This window comes from Veillonella parvula, from assembly GCF_042850485.1.
GTDB lineage: Bacteria > Bacillota > Negativicutes > Veillonellales > Veillonellaceae > Veillonella > Veillonella parvula_Q.
Map to the genome: position 1 here is coordinate 279,772 of NZ_AP031417.1, position 19,452 is coordinate 299,223.

14 protein-coding genes and 1 pseudogene are annotated in these 19,452 nt (G+C 39.2%); 13 read left to right on the forward strand and 2 right to left on the reverse strand.

Annotated features, from left to right (window positions below; all coding sequences use genetic code 11):
- Nucleotides 1-51: 51 nt before the first annotated feature.
- The 9 genes and pseudogenes from ACGHIY_RS01095 to ACGHIY_RS01135 all read left to right on the forward strand — a co-directional run bounded on the left by ACGHIY_RS01095 (nt 52) and on the right by ACGHIY_RS01135 (nt 12,132).
- A pseudogene (locus ACGHIY_RS01095) lies at nt 52-3,727 on the forward strand (nitrate reductase subunit alpha).
- Complete coding sequence (narH, locus tag ACGHIY_RS01100; RefSeq protein WP_012863815.1) at nt 3,717-5,150, forward strand: nitrate reductase subunit beta; 1,434 nt, start codon at nt 3,717-3,719, stop codon at nt 5,148-5,150. The pseudogene ACGHIY_RS01095 and the gene narH overlap by 11 nt, the downstream one beginning before the upstream one ends.
- Complete coding sequence (gene narJ, locus ACGHIY_RS01105) at nt 5,143-5,667, forward strand: nitrate reductase molybdenum cofactor assembly chaperone (RefSeq protein ID WP_390335007.1); 525 nt, start codon at nt 5,143-5,145, stop codon at nt 5,665-5,667. The genes narH and narJ overlap by 8 nt, the downstream gene beginning before the upstream one ends.
- Nucleotides 5,664-6,335: a respiratory nitrate reductase subunit gamma gene (gene narI, locus ACGHIY_RS01110; RefSeq protein ID WP_287506902.1), complete on the forward strand. Its 672-nt coding sequence runs from the start codon at nt 5,664-5,666 to the stop codon at nt 6,333-6,335. The genes narJ and narI overlap by 4 nt, the downstream gene beginning before the upstream one ends.
- A 324-nt stretch (nt 6,336-6,659) precedes the next feature.
- On the forward strand, nt 6,660-7,262 hold the full coding sequence (locus ACGHIY_RS01115) for a hypothetical protein (RefSeq protein WP_316584296.1): 603 nt from the start codon (nt 6,660-6,662) through the stop codon (nt 7,260-7,262).
- A 277-nt stretch (nt 7,263-7,539) separates the two neighbouring features.
- Nucleotides 7,540-8,811, forward strand: coding sequence for a putative porin (locus tag ACGHIY_RS01120; RefSeq protein WP_024061055.1), 1,272 nt, complete (start codon nt 7,540-7,542; stop codon nt 8,809-8,811).
- 138 nt (nt 8,812-8,949) lie between these two features.
- Complete coding sequence (locus ACGHIY_RS01125) at nt 8,950-9,555, forward strand: hypothetical protein (RefSeq protein ID WP_316584281.1); 606 nt, start codon at nt 8,950-8,952, stop codon at nt 9,553-9,555.
- 291 nt (nt 9,556-9,846) lie between these two features.
- Nucleotides 9,847-11,043, forward strand: coding sequence for an MFS transporter (locus tag ACGHIY_RS01130; protein ID WP_287507037.1), 1,197 nt, complete (start codon nt 9,847-9,849; stop codon nt 11,041-11,043).
- A gap of 204 nt (nt 11,044-11,247) precedes the next feature.
- On the forward strand, nt 11,248-12,132 hold the full coding sequence (locus tag ACGHIY_RS01135) for a LysR family transcriptional regulator (RefSeq protein ID WP_008715281.1): 885 nt from the start codon (nt 11,248-11,250) through the stop codon (nt 12,130-12,132).
- A 140-nt stretch (nt 12,133-12,272) separates the two neighbouring features.
- Here ACGHIY_RS01135 and ACGHIY_RS01140 read toward each other — a convergent pair whose 3' ends face one another.
- Nucleotides 12,273-12,887 carry a LysE/ArgO family amino acid transporter gene (locus tag ACGHIY_RS01140; RefSeq protein ID WP_004694005.1) on the reverse strand — a complete coding sequence of 205 codons (615 nt, stop codon included), beginning with the start codon at nt 12,885-12,887 and terminating at the stop codon, nt 12,273-12,275.
- Between the two features lie 135 nt (nt 12,888-13,022).
- On the reverse strand, nt 13,023-14,063 hold the full coding sequence (locus tag ACGHIY_RS01145; RefSeq protein ID WP_024061052.1) for a YeiH family protein: 1,041 nt from the start codon (nt 14,061-14,063) through the stop codon (nt 13,023-13,025).
- Between the two features lie 347 nt (nt 14,064-14,410).
- Between ACGHIY_RS01145 and ACGHIY_RS01150 the strand changes: the two genes are divergently transcribed.
- The 4 genes from ACGHIY_RS01150 to ACGHIY_RS01165 all read left to right on the forward strand — a co-directional run bounded on the left by ACGHIY_RS01150 (nt 14,411) and on the right by ACGHIY_RS01165 (nt 19,378).
- Nucleotides 14,411-14,956, forward strand: coding sequence for a carbonic anhydrase (locus ACGHIY_RS01150; RefSeq protein ID WP_004694000.1), 546 nt, complete (start codon nt 14,411-14,413; stop codon nt 14,954-14,956).
- A 552-nt stretch (nt 14,957-15,508) separates the two neighbouring features.
- Nucleotides 15,509-16,261 (forward strand): dethiobiotin synthase, encoded by a 753-nt coding sequence (bioD, locus tag ACGHIY_RS01155; RefSeq protein ID WP_004693998.1) that lies wholly within the window; start codon nt 15,509-15,511, stop codon nt 16,259-16,261.
- Between the two features lie 200 nt (nt 16,262-16,461).
- Nucleotides 16,462-17,850, forward strand: a complete 1,389-nt coding sequence (gene bioA / locus ACGHIY_RS01160; protein WP_128114164.1) for an adenosylmethionine--8-amino-7-oxononanoate transaminase — start codon at nt 16,462-16,464, stop codon at nt 17,848-17,850.
- Between the two features lie 187 nt (nt 17,851-18,037).
- Nucleotides 18,038-19,378 carry an anaerobic C4-dicarboxylate transporter gene (locus tag ACGHIY_RS01165; protein ID WP_008603031.1) on the forward strand — a complete coding sequence of 447 codons (1,341 nt, stop codon included), beginning with the start codon at nt 18,038-18,040 and terminating at the stop codon, nt 19,376-19,378.
- The last annotated feature ends 74 nt before the right edge of the window (nt 19,379-19,452 follow it).

The following is a 19,452-nucleotide window of genomic DNA, read 5'->3' on the forward strand; positions in this document are numbered from 1 at the left end:
TAGCACATCTAGCACAAGGGATTTTTTTGTAGTTTTGAAGGAGGACACGAGATGAGCTTGTTGTCTCAAAAGTTTAAGTTTCTTCGCAAGAAGGAAGTATCTCCAAACGGCCATCAAATCACAGAAGATGGAGGTCGTGAATGGGAAAATTATTATCGTGACCGTTGGTCTTACGATAAAGTTGTCCGCACAACGCATGGCGTAAACTGTACTGGTTCTTGTAGCTGGAATATTTATGTCAAAAACGGTGTTGTAGCCTGGGAAAATCAAGCAATTGACTACCCTGAAACACCAGATGATATGCCAGATTATGAACCACGTGGGTGCCCTCGTGGTGCAATTCTCTTGGTATCTTTATAGCCCTTTGCGCGTAAAATATCCTTATGTACGTGGCGAATTGGTCGAGCTTTGGAGAGAAGCGAAGAAGCATGCTAAGAATCCAATCGAAGCTTGGAAATCTATCGTAGAAGATCCTGAAAAAGCGAAAAAATATAAGTCAGCCCGTGGTATGGGTGGCTTTGTGCGCTCCACATGGGATGAAGCAACAGAAATTACTGCAGCATCCTTACTATATACAGCAAAAACATATGGCCCTGACCGCAACGCAGGCTTCTCTGTAATTCCTGCGATGTCCATGTTGTCCTATGCAGCAGGGGCTCGTTTCCTTAACTTGATGGGTGGCACACCATTGTCCTTCTATGACTGGTATGCCGATTTGCCACCTTCCAGCCCTCAAGTTTGGGGTGAACAAACTGATACACCTGAATCTGGTGACTGGTATAATGCTGGTTACATCATGACGTGGGGTTCTAACGTACCGTTGACCCGTACGCCAGATGCTCACTTCTTGACAGAGGTTCGTTATAAAGGTACTAAAGTAGTATCCGTGTCTCCTGACTATGCGGAATCTACAACTTCTTCCGATGCATGGCTCAATGTAAAAGCTGGTACCGATGCGGCTCTTGCAATGGCAATGGGTCACGTTATCCTAAAAGAATATTACATCGACAAAGAAACTCCATACTTCAAAGAGTATGCAAAAGAGTTCACAGATATGCCATTCCTTGTACGCGTTGAAGATATCAACGGCACAGTTCAACCAGGCCGTTTCTTGAATGCTAAGGACTTAGGTCGCCAAGAGGAAGGCGCTGACTTCCAAATGGTATTGATTGATGAATTAACAAATGAAATCGTTGTACCTAATGGTACAATGGGTGAACGTCACACGAACCCACAAAAATGGAATTTACGACTTGAAAATCGTGATACAGGAGCTAAAATTGATCCTCGCTTGTCCGTATTTGATCAACGTGAAGACGTGACTGTTGTTAAGTTACCGTACTTTGGTGATGAAGAACACGAAGGTATTATTGAACGCGCTATTCCAACTATTACAGTACAAACTGTTGATGGTCCTGTGAAAGTGACTACTGTATACGATCTCATTCTTGCTAACTACGGTATTGACCGCGGTATCGGTGGTGAGGTAGCGACAGCTTACACTGACGACACACCTTATACACCTACATGGCAAGAAAAAATCACTGGCGTAAAAGCGGACATTGCTATTGCTACAGCACGTGAATTTGCAGATAATGCTGAAAAAACGAAAGGTCGTTCCATGATTATCATGGGCGGTGGTATCAACCACTGGTACCATGCCGATGTTATTTACCGTACTATTTTAAACCTTATCATGTTCTGTGGTACAGAAGGCGTTAACGGCGGTGGTTGGGCCCACTACGTAGGTCAAGAAAAGCTTCGTCCTGTTGAAGGTTGGGGTGGTATCATGACTGCCAATGACTGGAGTAAGGCTCCTCGTTTGCAAAATGGTACATCTTGGTTCTACTTTGCTACAGAACAATATCGTTCTGACTGCATCGACTTGGCAGACCGCGTATCTAAATTGGCTAAACCTCGCTATCGTCATCCTGGGGATTACAACGTCTTAGCAGCTCGTTTAGGTTGGTTGCCATCCTATCCTACTTTTAATAAAGGTAGCCAAGAATTGATTAATGATGCTCGTGCAGCCGGTGCTAGTACAGAAGCGGAAATCAACCAATATGTGGCACAAGCCTTGAAAAATAAAGATTTACAATTCTGTGTAGAGGATCCAGCAGCTAAAGAAAACCATCCACGTAACTTGTTTGTATGGCGTGCGAACCTTATCGGTTCTTCTTCTAAAGGCCACGAATACTTCTTGAAACATTTATTAGGCACAAAAAATGCCGTATTGGAAGATGATGATGCTCCTACGCGCCCAGAAGAAATTAAATGGCGTGAAGCAGATGGTGCGGGTAAGCTTGATCTCTTAATTGATATCGACTTCCGTATGGCGTCTACAGGTTTATATTCTGATATCGTGTTCCCCGCAGCTACATGGTATGAAAAAGAAGACTTGTCTTCTACGGATATGCATCCATATGTACATGTATTCCAAGCAGCTGTTGATTGCGCATGGGAAACTAAATCCGACTGGGATACATTCCGCACTCTTGCAGAAACAGTATCTCGCGTAGCAAAAGAATCTGGCTTTACAGAATATGAAGATATTGTAGCTACTCCACTTGGCCATGATAGCCCAGGCGAAGTAGCGCAACCAGAAGGTAAAGTTCTTGATTGGAGTAAAGGCGAATGTGAACCAATCCCTGGTAAAACAATGCCGAACCTCGTTCATGTAAAACGCGATTACAGTCAGATCTTTGAAAAATACATTGCTTTAGGACCTAATATCGAAAATAAAATGGGTGCTCACGGTTTGGCGTGGGATGTATCTGACGAATATCAAACATTGTATGGTCAAAATGGTACGATTGATAATCCAGACTTCATTTCTCATGGCCGTCCAAGCATTTACGAATGTAAGGAAGCTTGTAATGTTGTATTAACATTATCTTCTTGTACAAATGGTAAATTAGCGGTTCGTTCTTGGAAAGCGATGGAAGAAAAAACAGGTCTTTCTGGGCTTGAAAAGAATGCAAAAGGTCGCGAACAAGAAAAGATTACTTTCGATGACATGGTTCGTCAACCACGCTTTATCATTAGCTCTGTAACAAGTACAGGTAAGAACGATAAAAACCGTCGTTATTCCCCATTTACAACATCTACAGAAGATAAGGTACCATTCCGTACTGTAACAGGTCGTCAATCGTTCTATTGTGATCATGAAATGATGCGCGACTATGGCGAAGCTATGGCATTGTACAAACCTGTATTGTCATATAAACCAGTACAAGGTGATTATAAACAAGAAGGTATTCCAGAAATTACGTTGAAATACTTAACACCACATAATAAGTGGTCTACACATAGTATGTATTTTGATAGCCAACAAATGTTAACATTATTCCGTGGTGGCCAAACAATTTGGCTCAACGAAGATGATGCAGCAGAAATTGGTGTTAAAGATAATGACTGGGTAGAAGCTTTCAATAAAAATGGTGTAGTTGCAGCTCGTGCAGTTGTATCTCCACGTATTCCTCGTGGCATTTCTTATATGCATCACTCTCAAGACCGTCACATCAACGTTCCTGGTACGCAAGTTAAGAAAGATCGTCGCGGTGGTACACACAATGCGCCAACACATATTCACATGAAGCCGACACACATGATCGGCGGTTATGGTCAATTGAGCTATGGCTTTAACTACTATGGCCCAACTGGTAACCAACGTGATATGACAATTGTGGCTCGTAAATTGAAGGAGGTGGATTGGCTTGAAGATTAAAGCTCAAGTATCCATGGTCCTAAATTTGGACAAGTGTTTAGGCTGTCATACATGCTCTATTACTTGTAAAAATACATGGACGAACCGCGAAGGCGCGGAATATATGTACTTTAATAACGTGGAAACCCGCCCTGGCGTGGGTTACCCACGTAATTGGGAAAACCAAGAGAAATGGAAGGGTGGCTGGACTCTCGATAAAAGCGGTAATTTGGCGCTTTCCACAGGCTCTAAAGGCTCTCGATTGATGAAGTTGTTCTATCATCCAGAACAACCAGAAATTACGGATTACTTTGAACCTTGGACATATGATTATGAAACATTGATTCATACCGGTCGTAAAAATAATCAACCTGTAGCACGTCCTCGTTCTTTGTTAACAAAGCAAAAAATGGAAGTAACATGGGGCCCTAACTGGGATGATGATTTGGCTGGTGGTCATCATGCACGGGAAGATGTGAACTTGGCTAAGATGGGTGATGATATCGTATTTGACTACGAAGAAGTATTCATGCGTTATTTACCACGTCTTTGTAACCACTGTTTGAATCCTGCATGTGTAGCAGCATGCCCATCCGGTGCTATCTACAAGCGTGATGAAGATGGTGTTGTACTTGTTTCTCAAGATGTATGCCGCGGTTGGAGACATTGCGTTCCATCTTGCCCATACAAAAAAATCTTCTATAACTGGGAAACGAATAAAGCTGAAAAATGTGTATTCTGTTACCCTCGTTTGGAAAATGGTCTGCCTCAAATATGCGCTGAAACATGTGTAGGTCGTATGCGCTATGTTGGTGTAGTCTTATACGATATGGACAAAGTTCAAGAAATGGCAGCTACGAAGGATGAACAAGACATCTACCAAAATACAGTAGATTTAATCTTGGACCCTAATGATCCAGAGGTTATTAAAGCCGCTCGCGAAGCAGGTATCTCTGAAGCATTCTTGAAAGCAGCTAAAAAATCTCCTGTTTACAAGCTTGTAAAAGAATGGGGCGTTGCATTGCCATTGCATCCAGAGTATCGCACATTGCCAATGGTTTGGTATGTGCCACCGCTCAGCCCAATTTTACAACGTGTTACATCTGATGTATACTTGCCAGATGCACATGAAATGCGCGTGCCTGTACAATACTTAGCTAATATGTTTACTGCTGGTAATACAGATATTTTAGCTCGTGTATTACAACGCATTCTCGATATGCGTGAATACATGCGTCGCCGTGAAACAGGTGATGAAGCAATCGCTCATGAAGTAGATCTTACAGAAGAGCAAATGTATGCTATGTACAAATTGTTAGCCTTGTCTAAATATAATGATCGTTTTGTTATCCCATCCGATGTTAATGTATCTCGCGAAGGTCGCTTAGAAATGCAACACAATCGTGGTTTTGCATGCCCGACAGGGGGTTGCCATAATGGATGATGCACAAAAAATAGCTCTCATTGCTTCTTTTTTGCTTCGGTATCCAGATGAATCTTGGTACAATGAACTTGGTGAATGGAAAGAGGATACTCGCTCTGTTGAGCATCCTCAACTTCGCCAAGGATTGTTAGAGTTCTTTGATTACATTGAAGAAACAGATCGTAAGGTCTTTGAAGACCAATACGTACGTATCTTTGACTTCAGTCGTAATACAACGATGTACTTATCAACTTATGAATTGCAAGGTACAGGGGAACAAGCAGAGGAACTCGTTAAATATAAAGCCTTCTTCCTAGAAAATGGCTATGATTTACCAAAGGAGATGCCTGACTATATTCCAGCTATTCTAGAGTTATGCGCTGTTATCGAACCTGAAAAGGCTCGTGAAGTGTATGATTATTGTAAACCAAAGCTAGAATATATTAGGGATCGATTGATCGAAGCAAAACTGACCTATGCATTCTTATTTGATATCATATTGTCGGTTGCAAATGGATTGGAGGACGGTGCACGATGAATCTATTTTTATGGGGCGCTTTGCCATATATTGCGTTTACCTTCTTAATCGTAGGCACACTTGTTCGTTTCTTCTACTTTGAAAGAAACTGGACTACAAAATCAAGTGAATTTTTAGAGAAAAAACAATTACGTATTGCCAATCCATTGTTCCACTTTGGTTTGCTATGCGTTATCGGCGGTCACGTAGTAGGTGTATTAGTACCTAAAGCTTGGACTGCAGCTTTGGGTATCAATGACCATATGTACCATGAAGGTGCATTATATATGGGTGCTGTAGCGGGTATCATCTTCATCGTTGGTTTCTTGCTCTTGATGAAACGTCGCTTTACTGTACCTGCTATGAAAGTAAATACATCTGGCCTTGATAAATGGTTATATTTATTCTTAACATTAGCTATCTTTAGTGGTATGGCTGGTACATTGCTTAATGCATCTGGCTTCTTTGACTACCGTGTATCCATCGGCCCATGGTTCCGTAGCTTACTATCCTTTATGCCTGATCCATCCTTGATGGAAGGCGTACCATTCATGTTTAAATTCCACATGTTGGCATGGATGGTGGTTGCTATTATCTTCCCATTCAGCCGTTTGGTACACTGCTTGAGTGTTCCACTCAACTACTTAACACGTCCGTTTATCATTTATCGTAAACGAGATCAAAAATAATTAGGATGATGATTAATTTGTATGCCTATATATAATAGGATTCATTAATCTATGGCCCCTTGTAGTGGTGAAAGCATATGCTCACAACTATGAGGGGCTTTTTATTTACCGATTCTGTATTAGTAGATTACAATGTATTCCCTGTAGAGAAGAAATTTATTCATTGTAATAAGCTTAGAATGACTATAATAAGTATTTTAATTTAGAATTATTCTTATAATATATACTATGTATCTAATATAAGTAATCTACAAAATTCGATTTAAATGATAAACTATATCGTATAGATTGAATTTTTTAGGTATTATTTTCGAAAGGTATATGATGAATCAAGTTGAAACAAAACAGAAAAAAAGTATTTACCATATCTTTGTATGGATTGCTATTTTCTCCTTAGTTATGATCGGTTTATTAGAGTGGGGCTACATCGCAGGCGGTCGTGCCTTTGGTAACTATAAAGTGTATACGGGTCTTGTGCCATGGTGTGTATGGATCGTCATGACCTATTTAACGACTCGCCCTAAATGGTTTACAAGCCGCTATAATTTAGGTGACATGTATAAGGTACACCGTGCATTAGGTATTGCCACTGTAGCTGTTATTGCATTCCATTTATATCTCTATTTTGGTAAAGCGGCTAAATCCATCCTTGGTTGGTGGGGCGGATATGTGGCTCTTACCTCCTTTGGTATTGCTACAATCTCTGGCCTTGCGTTTTTAACTCCAAAACTTAGAAAGGTTACACCATCTGGTCGTAATGTAGGTATTTGGTTACATCGATTAAATCTTGTAGCACTTGTTGCTGTAGATATCCATATTCATGGTTTTAATCGTATTTCTAAAATGGTGCCATTTTTACAAGTGTTTGATATCATTACATACGGTCTCGTTCTTTACTGCATTTACTTGATATTTAAAAAGAAATAATATGAATTACTAGAATCCCTTCTGTATCATGCAGAAGGGATTTTTCGTTACATTTATAGTTTCTAGTAAATTAACATAGGATATTAACATAGGATCTCAACATAGGATATTATCAGTTTGAGTCATAAATGATTGTGAGATTGATATACATTTTCCCTTTACTCATATAATGAAAATTGTTATTATCTGTATGTTAAACATGATAATGATAATTAGGTTCACAGATTCATTATCTATTCATTTTTATTCTTGTTATTTTTATTGTGTGAGGTTTAGTATGATTAAACGTAAAATGACCAGTGCTTTTGCAGTGGCTGCCATGATGGGTGTGGCTACAGCTTTTGCTGTTAACCCATTTTCTGATGTTCCTTCTGATAGTTGGGCTTATCAAGCAGTAGATCAATTGGCTACAGCCGGTATTATCAATGGATATCCTGATGGTACTTTCAAAGGCCAAAATAACATTACTCGTTATGAAATGGCCCAAATGATTGCGAAAGGTATGGCTAATCAAGATCGGGCAAATGCGGAACAACAAGCTATGTTAAATCGCTTGGCTGATGAGTTTTCCAATGAATTGAATACACTTGGTGTGCGTGTAGCTAAATTGGAAGACCGCGTAGGCAATGTAAAAGTTACTGGTGATGCTCGTATCAATTATATCGGTAAAGAGGGTGGCGATGGTTATGATTACGAAGATAAGATCACAGCTCGTGTACGTTTAGGTCTCGACGCAAAGGTTAATAAAAATACCTCTGTTAAAGCCCGTATTACATCAGGTTCTATTGAGCTAGGTGATAGCTCTAAAGAGGCACAAGCTAATTGGGATTTAGCATATGTAGAGCACAAATTCGGTAAAAATGTTGTGGTCGATGCGGGTCGCTATACTCAAAAATTTGGTGGTGGCTTGATTTATAGCTCTAACTTTGATGGGGTAGGCGCTACAGCTAAGCTTGGTGATAAAGTTACATTAAATGGCGCTTATGGTTACATGACAGCAGGTCGTTTTGCTAAGACTAGTAAAGCTGATAATGGTGATGTAGGTCTTATCAATGCTAATGTAGCTGTTAATGATCGCTTTGGTTTTGGTGGTATGTTTGCTCATGTAGGTACAACGAATGTACGTATGGGTAATGGCAAGAAAAATAACGAATTCGATAATGTATATGGATTTAATGCTAAGTATAATATTGGTAAATTCGGTATTGATGGCGAGTGGGTAAAAGCATCTGGCTTGAGTGATTCCGATATTTGGAACGTTGGCGTTAAATGGGGCGACTATAAAATTAATAAGAAGAACTCTTGGGCTATCCGATTAGATTACTTTGATCAAGCTAAGAATGCACCTGTATTTAAAACACAAAAATATGAATCTAATGATTTATTAAAGAAAACACGGTATGAAGGCTATAAAGCATGGCAATTAGGTGCATCCTACGCACCAGAGAAAAATATCGGCATTAATGCATACTACGGCTTCAATGCTAAAACACAAGAAGGCAATCGCGTAAATGATTACTATCGTGCGGATCTTAACTTCAAATTCTAATTTAATGATTGGATTTTAAGTTAATCAGTAATTAGTTCTAAGTAGAATGCTATAGGGTGAGAGTGTTTTATTAGCATGCTACATTAGGCCAAACTAGATGTATACTTGTAGATTGTATAAGACATAGAGAGGTTTATTATGGCAGAAGTTGTAAAAAAACAGTTTAAGAGTAAATACCATATTTTAATTTGGATTGCAGTTTTATCCTTAATATTTATGGGCATGGTGGAATATGGTTATGTAACAGGTGGTAGATCATTCGGCAATTGGAAGGTTCACTTAGGCCTTATTCCTTATGTGGCATGGCTTGTATTAACATACATTGCAACAAAACCAAAATGGTTTATCAAACGATACAATCCAAAAGAAATGTTTGAAATTCATCGCATCGTAGGTATTGTTAGTGTGGTTCTCGTATGTGCACACTGGTATGTATACTTCTTGAAAGCTTTGAAATCCTTCTTAGGATTCTGGGGTGGTTATATCTCCCTTGTGGCTATGTTTATTGCTCTTATCTTTGCGATATTATACTTAACACCTTGGGTAGGGAATATGACAAAATCTGTATCTCGTAAAAAAGCAATCTGGATTCATCGCTTGAATCTTGTTGCTATTATTGCGGCAAATATCCATGTTCATGGATTTGGACGTTTATCTAAAATGGTGCCATTCTTACCTGTGTTTGACGTAGTGACTTATGCGCTTGTTATTTACTATATTTATTGGATGTTCAAACAAAAATAATATATCGTAGGCATCTCTTTCTTTGGTAAAAGTAGGAGAATCACACGATAAAAAAGACCATCGCTGACCCTTATGGGTATAAGCGATGGTCTTTTTAGGTTGTTTGCGATACAATAGAATTATAAGTATATATTCTATGGATTTATGTAAATATATGCTGTTGCATTCTTTTGAGGTAAGATTAAAAATCTGTTCTATAAACATTTCTTTTGTATTATAGTATTCTTTAGCTCATATCGATATGTATATTACTACCTTTATAGGTAATTTTAAATAAGAAAGAAGGATATTATGGATTCTTCTTGGAAACGAATTATATACCTAATCTGTACTATACAGGTTGGTGGGGGTATAACAATTATTGGTGTATTATCCTTTCTTCCGTTATTTTTAGCTGAGCTAGGTCTTCATGATCCAGGAGAAGCCGCCATGTGGGCAGGCCTTGTATCAGGTGTAACGCCTTGTATGGTGGCACTGAGTGCACCCTATTGGTCGCGTAAGGCTAATCAGCTTGGTCCGCGTAAGGTGATGATGTTCATCTTGTTTACCCTGATGGTGACTGTTGGCGCCTGTGCTTTTACACAAACACCATGGCAGTTATTAATGTTACGTATATTGCAAGGTGTGGTAGGGGGCTATGTTCCAATAGGATTGGCTATTATTATTCTCGTAACCCCTGAAAATAAGGTACCTTGGGCAATGGGTTTATATCAAGCCTCCATGGTTATGGGCCTCGTTTTTGGACCACTCATGGGTGGTTTGGTGGCGGACTTATTAGGTTATCGTGCACCATTTGTTATGTTCTCAGCCTTAACAGGGCTTTGTATGTTGGGGATTTATCTATTCATGCCTAATCTACAGTTTGAGCATAAGGTAGATGCTAGAGAGTCGCAGCTGTCTCTAATTAAATCCTTTTTGGTCATACCTCGTGTTCGCCTCTTGGTAGGGCTATTGTTTCTATGTAATTTTGGTATTACCGGCATTGGCCCCATTTTACCACTATACATTAAGCACTATATGCATATGAATGATGAGTTTGTAGCCACTATTGTTGGTATAATCATCTTTGGCGCCGGTTTGTTTAGTGCTTTAGCTTCAATCTCCATTGGTAAGATAACAGAACGTTTAACCATGCCTCGTATTGTTTTTACTGCTACATGGGCTGTAGGGACTTTGTTTATACTTCAATATATAATGCCTAGCATATGGGGACTTGGTATATTCCGTGCCATTGCAGGATTCTTCATGGGCTTTATTACACCGATTGCGAATACGCTCATATCCAAGGCTGTTCCTATTGAGCGCCGAGGTATCGTGTTTGGTGCAGTGTCCAGTGTAGCCATGATGGGAAATGTATTGGGGCCTGTCCTTAGTGGCATGATTGCTCGTGCCTTTGGGTATGGGGCGGTCTTTTGGTCTACAGCAGCTATATTCTTTGTAGCGGCCCTGTTTATTTATCGTAGTTTAGTTATTCCCAGTGAAAGTTAATCATCATAGCTGATCTGCTTTCACCGTTTTAGACATAGTTAAATATATTTAGTACTATGTAGAGAATCGATAGATACTATAGATTCTATGTAAGATACTATGTAGAGAAAACGTATAGCAAACTCCAATATGGGGCTATATGTTGCGAAATGTTTCAAAGGTATTGATTTGTCTAATCCGTAAGAGAGATGAGAGTGCATCGTTATGTTATTAAAACAATTAGAGTATTTTGTATGTGTAGTAGATAATAACAGTTTTACACAAGCTGCAACAGAGCAATATGTATCTCAATCTGCTATATCTCAGCAAATCAAAGCTCTTGAAAATAGCCTTGGTGTTGAATTAATGGTTCGAGAGAAACGAAGCTTTCATCTAACACCAGCAGGACAATATTTATATCGATCTGGTAAGAAGTTATTAGAACGGTTCCATGATATTAAGGTAGAAACGACGCGCATTGGTACAGATGCACGGGTGAGTTTGCGCATTGGCTATTTGAACCGTTATAGTGGGATTGCTATGCAGCAAACTGTGATTCACATGGCAAAGCGTTATAAAAATTTAGATATTCGTATGTACAGCGGCAGCCATGAAGAGCTATATGGCATGCTTAGTGATCGTCGTGTAGATGTAGTATTTAATGATCAATGGCAAATTTTATCTGATGATTTTGAAAGTCATTTAATTGATAAATCCACTACATTTATAGAGGTACCACAAGGATATACTAATGAAGATTGTGTAGAACTAAAGCATATCGATGATTTACCACTTATTTTATTGTGTCGCGGGAAATATACCTTGTCTGAAGAGGAACATTATCGCAAAGCTATAGGTTATAATGGTGCTTTCGCTTATGCTCGCACGTTAGAAGAAGCACGATACTTGGTTGCAGGGCAGCAAGGGCTATTACTATTAGATTGTTTTAAATATTTAACAGATCCTATGCCAGGTATCGAACGTAAGGTGTTGACGAATCATGGTAAACCTATGGAACGCCACTACTACTTTATATCGCAACGAAATCAAAATAATTCGTATATTGTAGCTCTTAGAGATATGTTCCGGCAGGTACTTGAAGAATTATAAATGAGATTATAAATGAAAAAGTCGTTAGCAACTTGCTAACGACTTTTTTCTTTTTCTGTACATCATCTATTTGTATTTTTCTTATATAGTTATGATGGTATTAGTGATTTAGACTTTTCTTTGTATCTATGAGTATAATCTTACAAAAAGTCTCTTAACATCATGAAGCCATCAATACATAATTTGATACCATAAATGACAAGAACTGAACCACAGAAACGGTTAATCCATGCCATATGAGTAATTTTAATTTTTTTAGCTAGTAGATGCATTGTAGTAGCTAGAGAACCAAACCAAATTGGTGTCATAACTAAGAAACCAGCGAAAAAGTGGTAGATGCTTTCTTTTGGAATATTAGCTTGAAAAGCACCGAGCATCATTGTCGCATCTAGAATGGCTTGAGGATTGCCCCATGATACCGCAATGGCTGAGACAATAATTTTTCTAATCGGAATATGTGTGTCCACATTGCGCATGTCTGGTTCAGTTTTAAATATATTAAAGCCCATATAAACAATGAGGAGGCCCCCAAAGAGTAGAACTATGAGCTTTGTGAGTGGCCACATTTCAAGAACGGCACCAATACCATAGAAGGCGGCAGCACTTAAACTCATGTCAAAAAACGCTAGTATGATTAGCGTCAATATAATGCGACGGACAGGTTGCACCAAGGCCGTATTAATAATGAAGAGGTTTTGCATGCCAACAGGGGCAAACGTAGCGAGGCCGACAAGAAGTCCTTGTAAGAAGTACATATTAACCCTCCTGACTATGGTATGATAAAGTACTAATAAGGTGAATAGTAGCACGAAACCCCTCCATTACTGGAGGGGTCCTTACTATTCTATTCATATATAATTATAACATAATATACAATATATGTATATTTTCTACCATAAACCTATCATATGTTGTGCCATAAGGCTTACGACAGAAATAGCAATCCAGCAACAAGCACCTAAGGCTAGAGCAGAGCCGCCGGATTTTAATAATTTTACAATATTTGTATTAAGGCCGATTGCTACCATGGCCATTGTAATAAAGTATTTGGAAATTGTTTTGAAGATACTCAAGAATTGAATATCTACATTAGCATAGGATAATGCTGTTGTGATAAGGGAGCAAAGTACAAAGTATAAAACGAATCTTGGGAAAATCTTAGCAATACTAACGTTTGCACCATCTGTCTGAGAGGCATTTTTCTTGGCTTTGTATACTTGATAACTAGCGAGGCCTAAACATATAGGAATAATAGCTAGGGTACGTGTTAGCTTTACGATAGTAGCATATTCCAAAACTTGAGTGCCCGTACCTTTCATACTATCCCATACAGCAGCTGTTGCTGTTACAGAAGAAGTATCGTTAACTGCAGTACCAGCGAACAATCCAAAGCCCATGTTAGAGAGCCCAATGGCGTCGCCTAATTGAGGGAATACGAAGGCGGCTACTACATTGAAGAAGAATACAACAGAGATTGCTTGTGCAATATCATGATCCTCTGCTTTAATAACTGGAGCCGCAGCAGCAATAGCGGAACCACCACAAATGGATGAACCAACACCAATGAGGACTGCTGAGTTAGAGTCAATATGGGTTAATCGATAAATAACATAGGATACGATTAACGATGTAGCGATGGTAGAAATGATGACAGGTAAAGAAATCCAACCTACATGTAGAATCTGTGTAATGTTAAGACCAAAGCCCAACAAAATAACGGCCCACTGTAAAATCTTTTTGGATGTAAATCCAATGCCAGCACCTGTTTTTTCCCGTTTCCAAGAGGTGAAGATAGAACCGATAATTATACCTAAAATGATGGCAAAGATTGGACTACCTACTAGATGAAATTGCTGTCCTAGTAGCCAACAAGGAATAGCGAGAATGGCACAGAGCAAAATGCCTGGCAACGTTTTTTGATTGATACCCATTATAAAACCTCCTTACTGTACATACAGTTCACGTCATATGCGGTATCATGTGGCGTTTGCTTTCTATAGTGTTAATAGTACCATAGGAAGGGTTTTTAAATCTACTATATATGTCAGAATTATACAGAATATTCATCGCATTTTTGAAGTTTTTATATGATTAATATAAATAAAAACAAATTATAAGATAGGAGTTAATATTATTGAGTTAAAGATTTTGTATAATCGTAAAATTCATAATAATAATTTATAAGTTGAAATTTAAACTTGTTTTGTGATGAATAAGGTGTATATAATGAATAGAATCTATTTCAGGTGGAAATAGAGTATATAAAGTGAGGACCCTTATGATTGATATTACAAAAATAATTGAAACCAATAAAGAATATGTGAAACAACACCCTGAGCTACCAAAGGCGGGGCTAACAAGCCATCCTACAAAAAAGTTAGGCATCGTAACTTGTATGGATACCCGCTTAGTAGGTATGCTAGAAGAAGCACTAGGCTTTAATCGAGGTGAGATAATTGTCATCAAAACTGCAGGAAATAGTGTAACACAACCTATCGATAACATTGTGCAAAGCTTGCTCGTTGCTACCTATGGTATGGAAATTGAAGATGTGCTAATCATCGGTCATGAAAACTGCGGTATGATTGATTTTTCTGCTACAACATTCATGGAATCTATGAAAGCGAAAGGTATTAGTGAAGATGCTATTCGCATGATTGAACCGGGCCTTATCGACTGGATGGATCGATTCCATATCTCTGAAGACAATGTAATTTATACAGTTAACTTCCTACGCCACCATCCACTATTTCCAAAAGGAATGGGGTTCTATGGAGGCATGATGGATCCTGATACAGGCGAATTTCGTTATATTGAGATTTAGCGGTGGTCTCGATGGGGCCCCATTAGATAACTACATTTAGGTAAAAAAGAGTGATGACTAACCTCTACGCTCCAAAGCGAGCTAAGTCGCTAATCGATTAGTCATCACTCTTTTTATAACTGTATTTGTGAACTCGTCCCATCGAGTCTATCCATAAATTAATAAAACAAAATTCACTGTATCAAAAGAGAAAGGGAATGGCTTAGCCATTCCCTTTCTCTTTTCTTATATAGCCAACCTATTATTATCGTATTCAAAGTAGCGGTCTGTGACTCTATGGGATTAATACTGCGATAATGTTATAAAAAGCTGTGTTCCTAATCGAAGTGCGACTTAGTTTACTATGGAGCGCGGAGGTTAGGGACACAGCTTTTTAGCTAAAATGTAGCGATGTATTCGGGCCCCATAGAGTCATAGAATCGTAAACTTGAATAGTAATAATAGGTTGACTATATATTCCTTTTCGCTGTATATTGTAATTAGATTGTAAACTTAATCATATAAATTAGTTAACCTATGCGGCAGTAAGTATTCGCTTGAGAGGAGCTTTGTATGAAGCAGTTAGGTATTTCTATAATTGGTACAGATACAGATGTAGGTAAGACGTTTGTGACAGGGTTATTGGGGGCGATGGCTGTAGACGATGGCTTTGCTGTTGGTATGGTGAAACCTGTGTCTTCTAGTGCAGTTCCTTTCCCTGAATGTGTGACGATGGATGAGGATAATTATAATATTGGCCTTGAGAGTAAAGATGCAACACATTTGATGCGCTCCGCAGGTATTCCTGAATCTCGTCGTCATGAAGTGAATCCTTATGCTATAGCCGGTGATTTCTCTCCTCGCCTTGCAGCGGAATTGGCTGGTATCGAGATTGACTATGATGGCCTTGTAGAACATACATTAGATGTAGTGAGTCGCTATGACATAACCTTTGTAGAAGGTGCAGGCGGTATCACGACCCCTCTCTATGGAGATAAAACTTTCACGGATTTTATGAAAGATATTAAATTACCAGCTATTGTTGTAGCAGATGGCCGTCTTGGATCTATTAATCGCGCCGTTTTGACTTGCGAATATGCTAAGTTGCATGGTATCGAGGTGAAAGCTATTATCGTAAATGATACAACAGCTGTAGATTTGTTCTTGTTGAAAACAAATGTGGCAGACATGGAGCGTTACACAGGTGTTCCTGTAGTAGCTGTAGTGCCGCCATACCAAGGACCGGATATTCACAAGGTTCAACTTGGTTGGGCTCGATCTTTTATTGATTCTAAGGAATTATGGAACACAGTATTAGGTCTATAAATAATAATTGGCTGAATATATTAGCTATAGCAATTTAGTATATATTAACAGTGATATTGAGTACATATTAACAGTGATTTTGAGACGTATTAAATTTGTAATTTAGCATACCTTAGATAGGGCAATTTAATTTAGTTTATATAAGGTATATGTAATAGAGAGTTATAGTTTGTAAAGCTTAGTAAGTATGAGGTGACGAAATGGCAGAGAAACAGCTTTCACAAGCAGCACAATGGGACCACGAGTTTGTATGGCATCCATTTACACAAATGCAAGATTGGCTAGCACAAGAACCAGTAGTAATTGAACGCGGTGAGGGGGTATACCTCATCGATGAAAACGGTAAAAAGTATTACGATGGCGTATCCTCCTTGTGGGTTAATATTCATGGCCACAACCATCCTGTATTGAACCAAGCATTGAAGGATCAAATCGATAAAATCGCACATAGCACATTATTAGGCCTCGTAAGTCCTCCGTCTGCACAATTGTGTAAAGAACTTGTAGAGCTTGCTCCAGAAGGCTTAGATAAAGTATTCCTCTCTGATGATGGCAGTACGGCTATCGAAGTGGCTATTAAAATGGCGTACCAATATCGTCAGCAAGTGGGTCAAACTAAGAAAACTAAGTTTATTGCCCTCAATGCAGGCTATCATGGGGATACATTAGGTACCGTATCCGTAGGTGGTATTCAATTATTCCATCAAGTATTCCATAATCTATTATTTAAACCATTAACATTGCCAAGTCCTGGTGTATATAGAGATTTGGCAGATCGAGATAAAGCTTTTGAAGAGTCGTTGACTGAATTGGAACGCATCCTTAACGAAGAAGGCGATGAAATCACAGCTCTTGTTATGGAACCATTGGTGCAAGCAGCAGCGGGCATGCTCGTAATGCCTCATGGTTATTTGAAACGGGTTCGTGAGTTAACAGAACAACACGATGTATTTCTCATCGTTGACGAAGTAGCTACTGGCTTTGGCCGAACTGGCAAATTCTTTGCTTGTGAACATGAAGGGGTATCTCCAGATTTTATGACCTTATCCAAAGGTATCACTGGTGGGTACCTTCCATTAGCGGCAACATTGACTACACAACGCGTATTCGATGCATTCCTCGGCACCTTTGAAGAAAAGAAAACATTCTATCATGGTCACTCCTATACTGGTAATGCCTTGGCCTGTGCCGTTGCGTTGGCTTCTTTGAAAGTATTCCGTGATGAAAAGGTAATTGAACAATTGCCTGCTAAAGTAGAAACTTTCACAAAGGCTCTAGAACCTATTAAATCTTTGAAACATGTTAAAGAGGTTCGTCAGCGAGGCCTCATCGTAGGTATTGAACTTGAAAAAGATGTGTCCACCCACGAAGCGTATCGCCCAAATGATGCGGTAGGTGCTAAGGTGGCAATCCTTGCCCGTGAACAAGGTCTTATTTGCCGCCCTATTGGCGACGTGGTTATCCTTATGCCTCCATTGGCATCGACTGTGGAACAATTAGAGGACATGGTTCGTATTGTAGGTGAAAGTATCCAACGTGCCACTGAGGAAGAGGGGATACTTGAAGATATGCGCCCAATTATTTTATAATGCTAAATTAATTATTGAAAAGCTACACCTATTGTCTTTTGTTAGTAGTTTAAGGCAATGGGGTGTAGTTTTTTTGCATAACATATCGAAATTTCGTCATATTTTAAACTATAGACTATACATTGCCAAAATTCGATGATTATTTAGCATATCTATGATACTATATATGTATAAAGGAGGTCATCGTATGGACATTTATGTAATTATGCAAGTTATTATTTTATTTGGTGCCATCTTCCTCGGTGTTCGCCTAGGTGGCATGGGCATCGGTTACGCTGGCGGCCTTGGGGTTGTGTTGTTAAGCCTTGGTATGGGGATGTTTCCGGGACAGATTCCATGGGATGTAATTCTGATTATCATGTCTGCTATCGCAGCCATCTGTGCCTTACAGTTAGCCGGCGGTCTTGATTATTTGGTGCGCATTGCTGAAAGTATTTTGCGTAAAAATCCTAAGCATATCAACTATTTAGCACCAACTGTTACGTATTTCTTAACTATTCTAGCGGGTACTGGTCATACAGCATTCTCTATGATTCCAGTAATCGTAGAGGTGGCGAAAAGTGAAAACATTAAGCCATCTGTGCCATTATCTATCGCCGTTGTAGCGAGTCAAATTGGTATCACAGCGAGTCCTGTATCGGCAGCAGTAGTTGCTATGAGTGGGTTCCTTGAGCCATATGGTGTTAACTATCCTACATTGCTCGCCATCTGTATTTCCACAACATTTGTAGGGGTTATGATTACGGCATTTATCATGTCTACCTTTGCGAATAATGATTTATCTTCTGATCCAGTGTATCAAGAACGTTTGGCGGCAGGTCACGTGGCGCCACCTCGTGAAAAAAGCACTGATTTCCACTTAAAACCTGGTGCAAAAACTTCAGTATTGATTTTCTTGATTGGTATCATTTGTATCGTATTCTACGCAACAGCAATTTCCAAAAACATTGGTATTATTAAACCAGTTATTTTTGGTCGAAATGATGCTATCATCGGCTTTATGATGATTATTGCGGCTGCTATCACATTCTTCTGTAAGCTTGATACAGCAGAACTTGTTAATACAAGTACATTCAAATCCGGCTTATCCGCTTGTGTCTGTGTACTAGGCGTAGCATGGTTGGGTGATACCTTTGTAAAAGGTCATATCCCTGAAATCAAAGCGCTCGCTTCTAGCATGGTAACAGCATATCCGTTCCTATTGGCGGTAGCGTTCTTCTTTGCAAGTACATTGTTGTATAGTCAAGCAGCGACTACACAAGCTTTGGTACCAGCTGTAATCTTAGCTCTCGGTATTACACCAGAGAATACAGGATCCGTTTATATTATTATCGCATCCTTTGCAGCTGTATCTGCACTCTTTGTATTGCCTACATATCCAACACTTTTGGGGGCTGTACAAATGGACGATACGGGCTCTACACGAATTGGTAAACTCGTATTTAACCATCCATTCTTCATTCCAGGCGTACTTGCTATTGCCATCTCCGTAGCACTCGGTTTCCTAGTGGCTCCGTTGATGCTGTAATTGGTGAAAGCTAAATACGGTTAATTCCAAAGTATACGCTAAAACGTTAAAGGACGTAACTACAGTGTTACGTC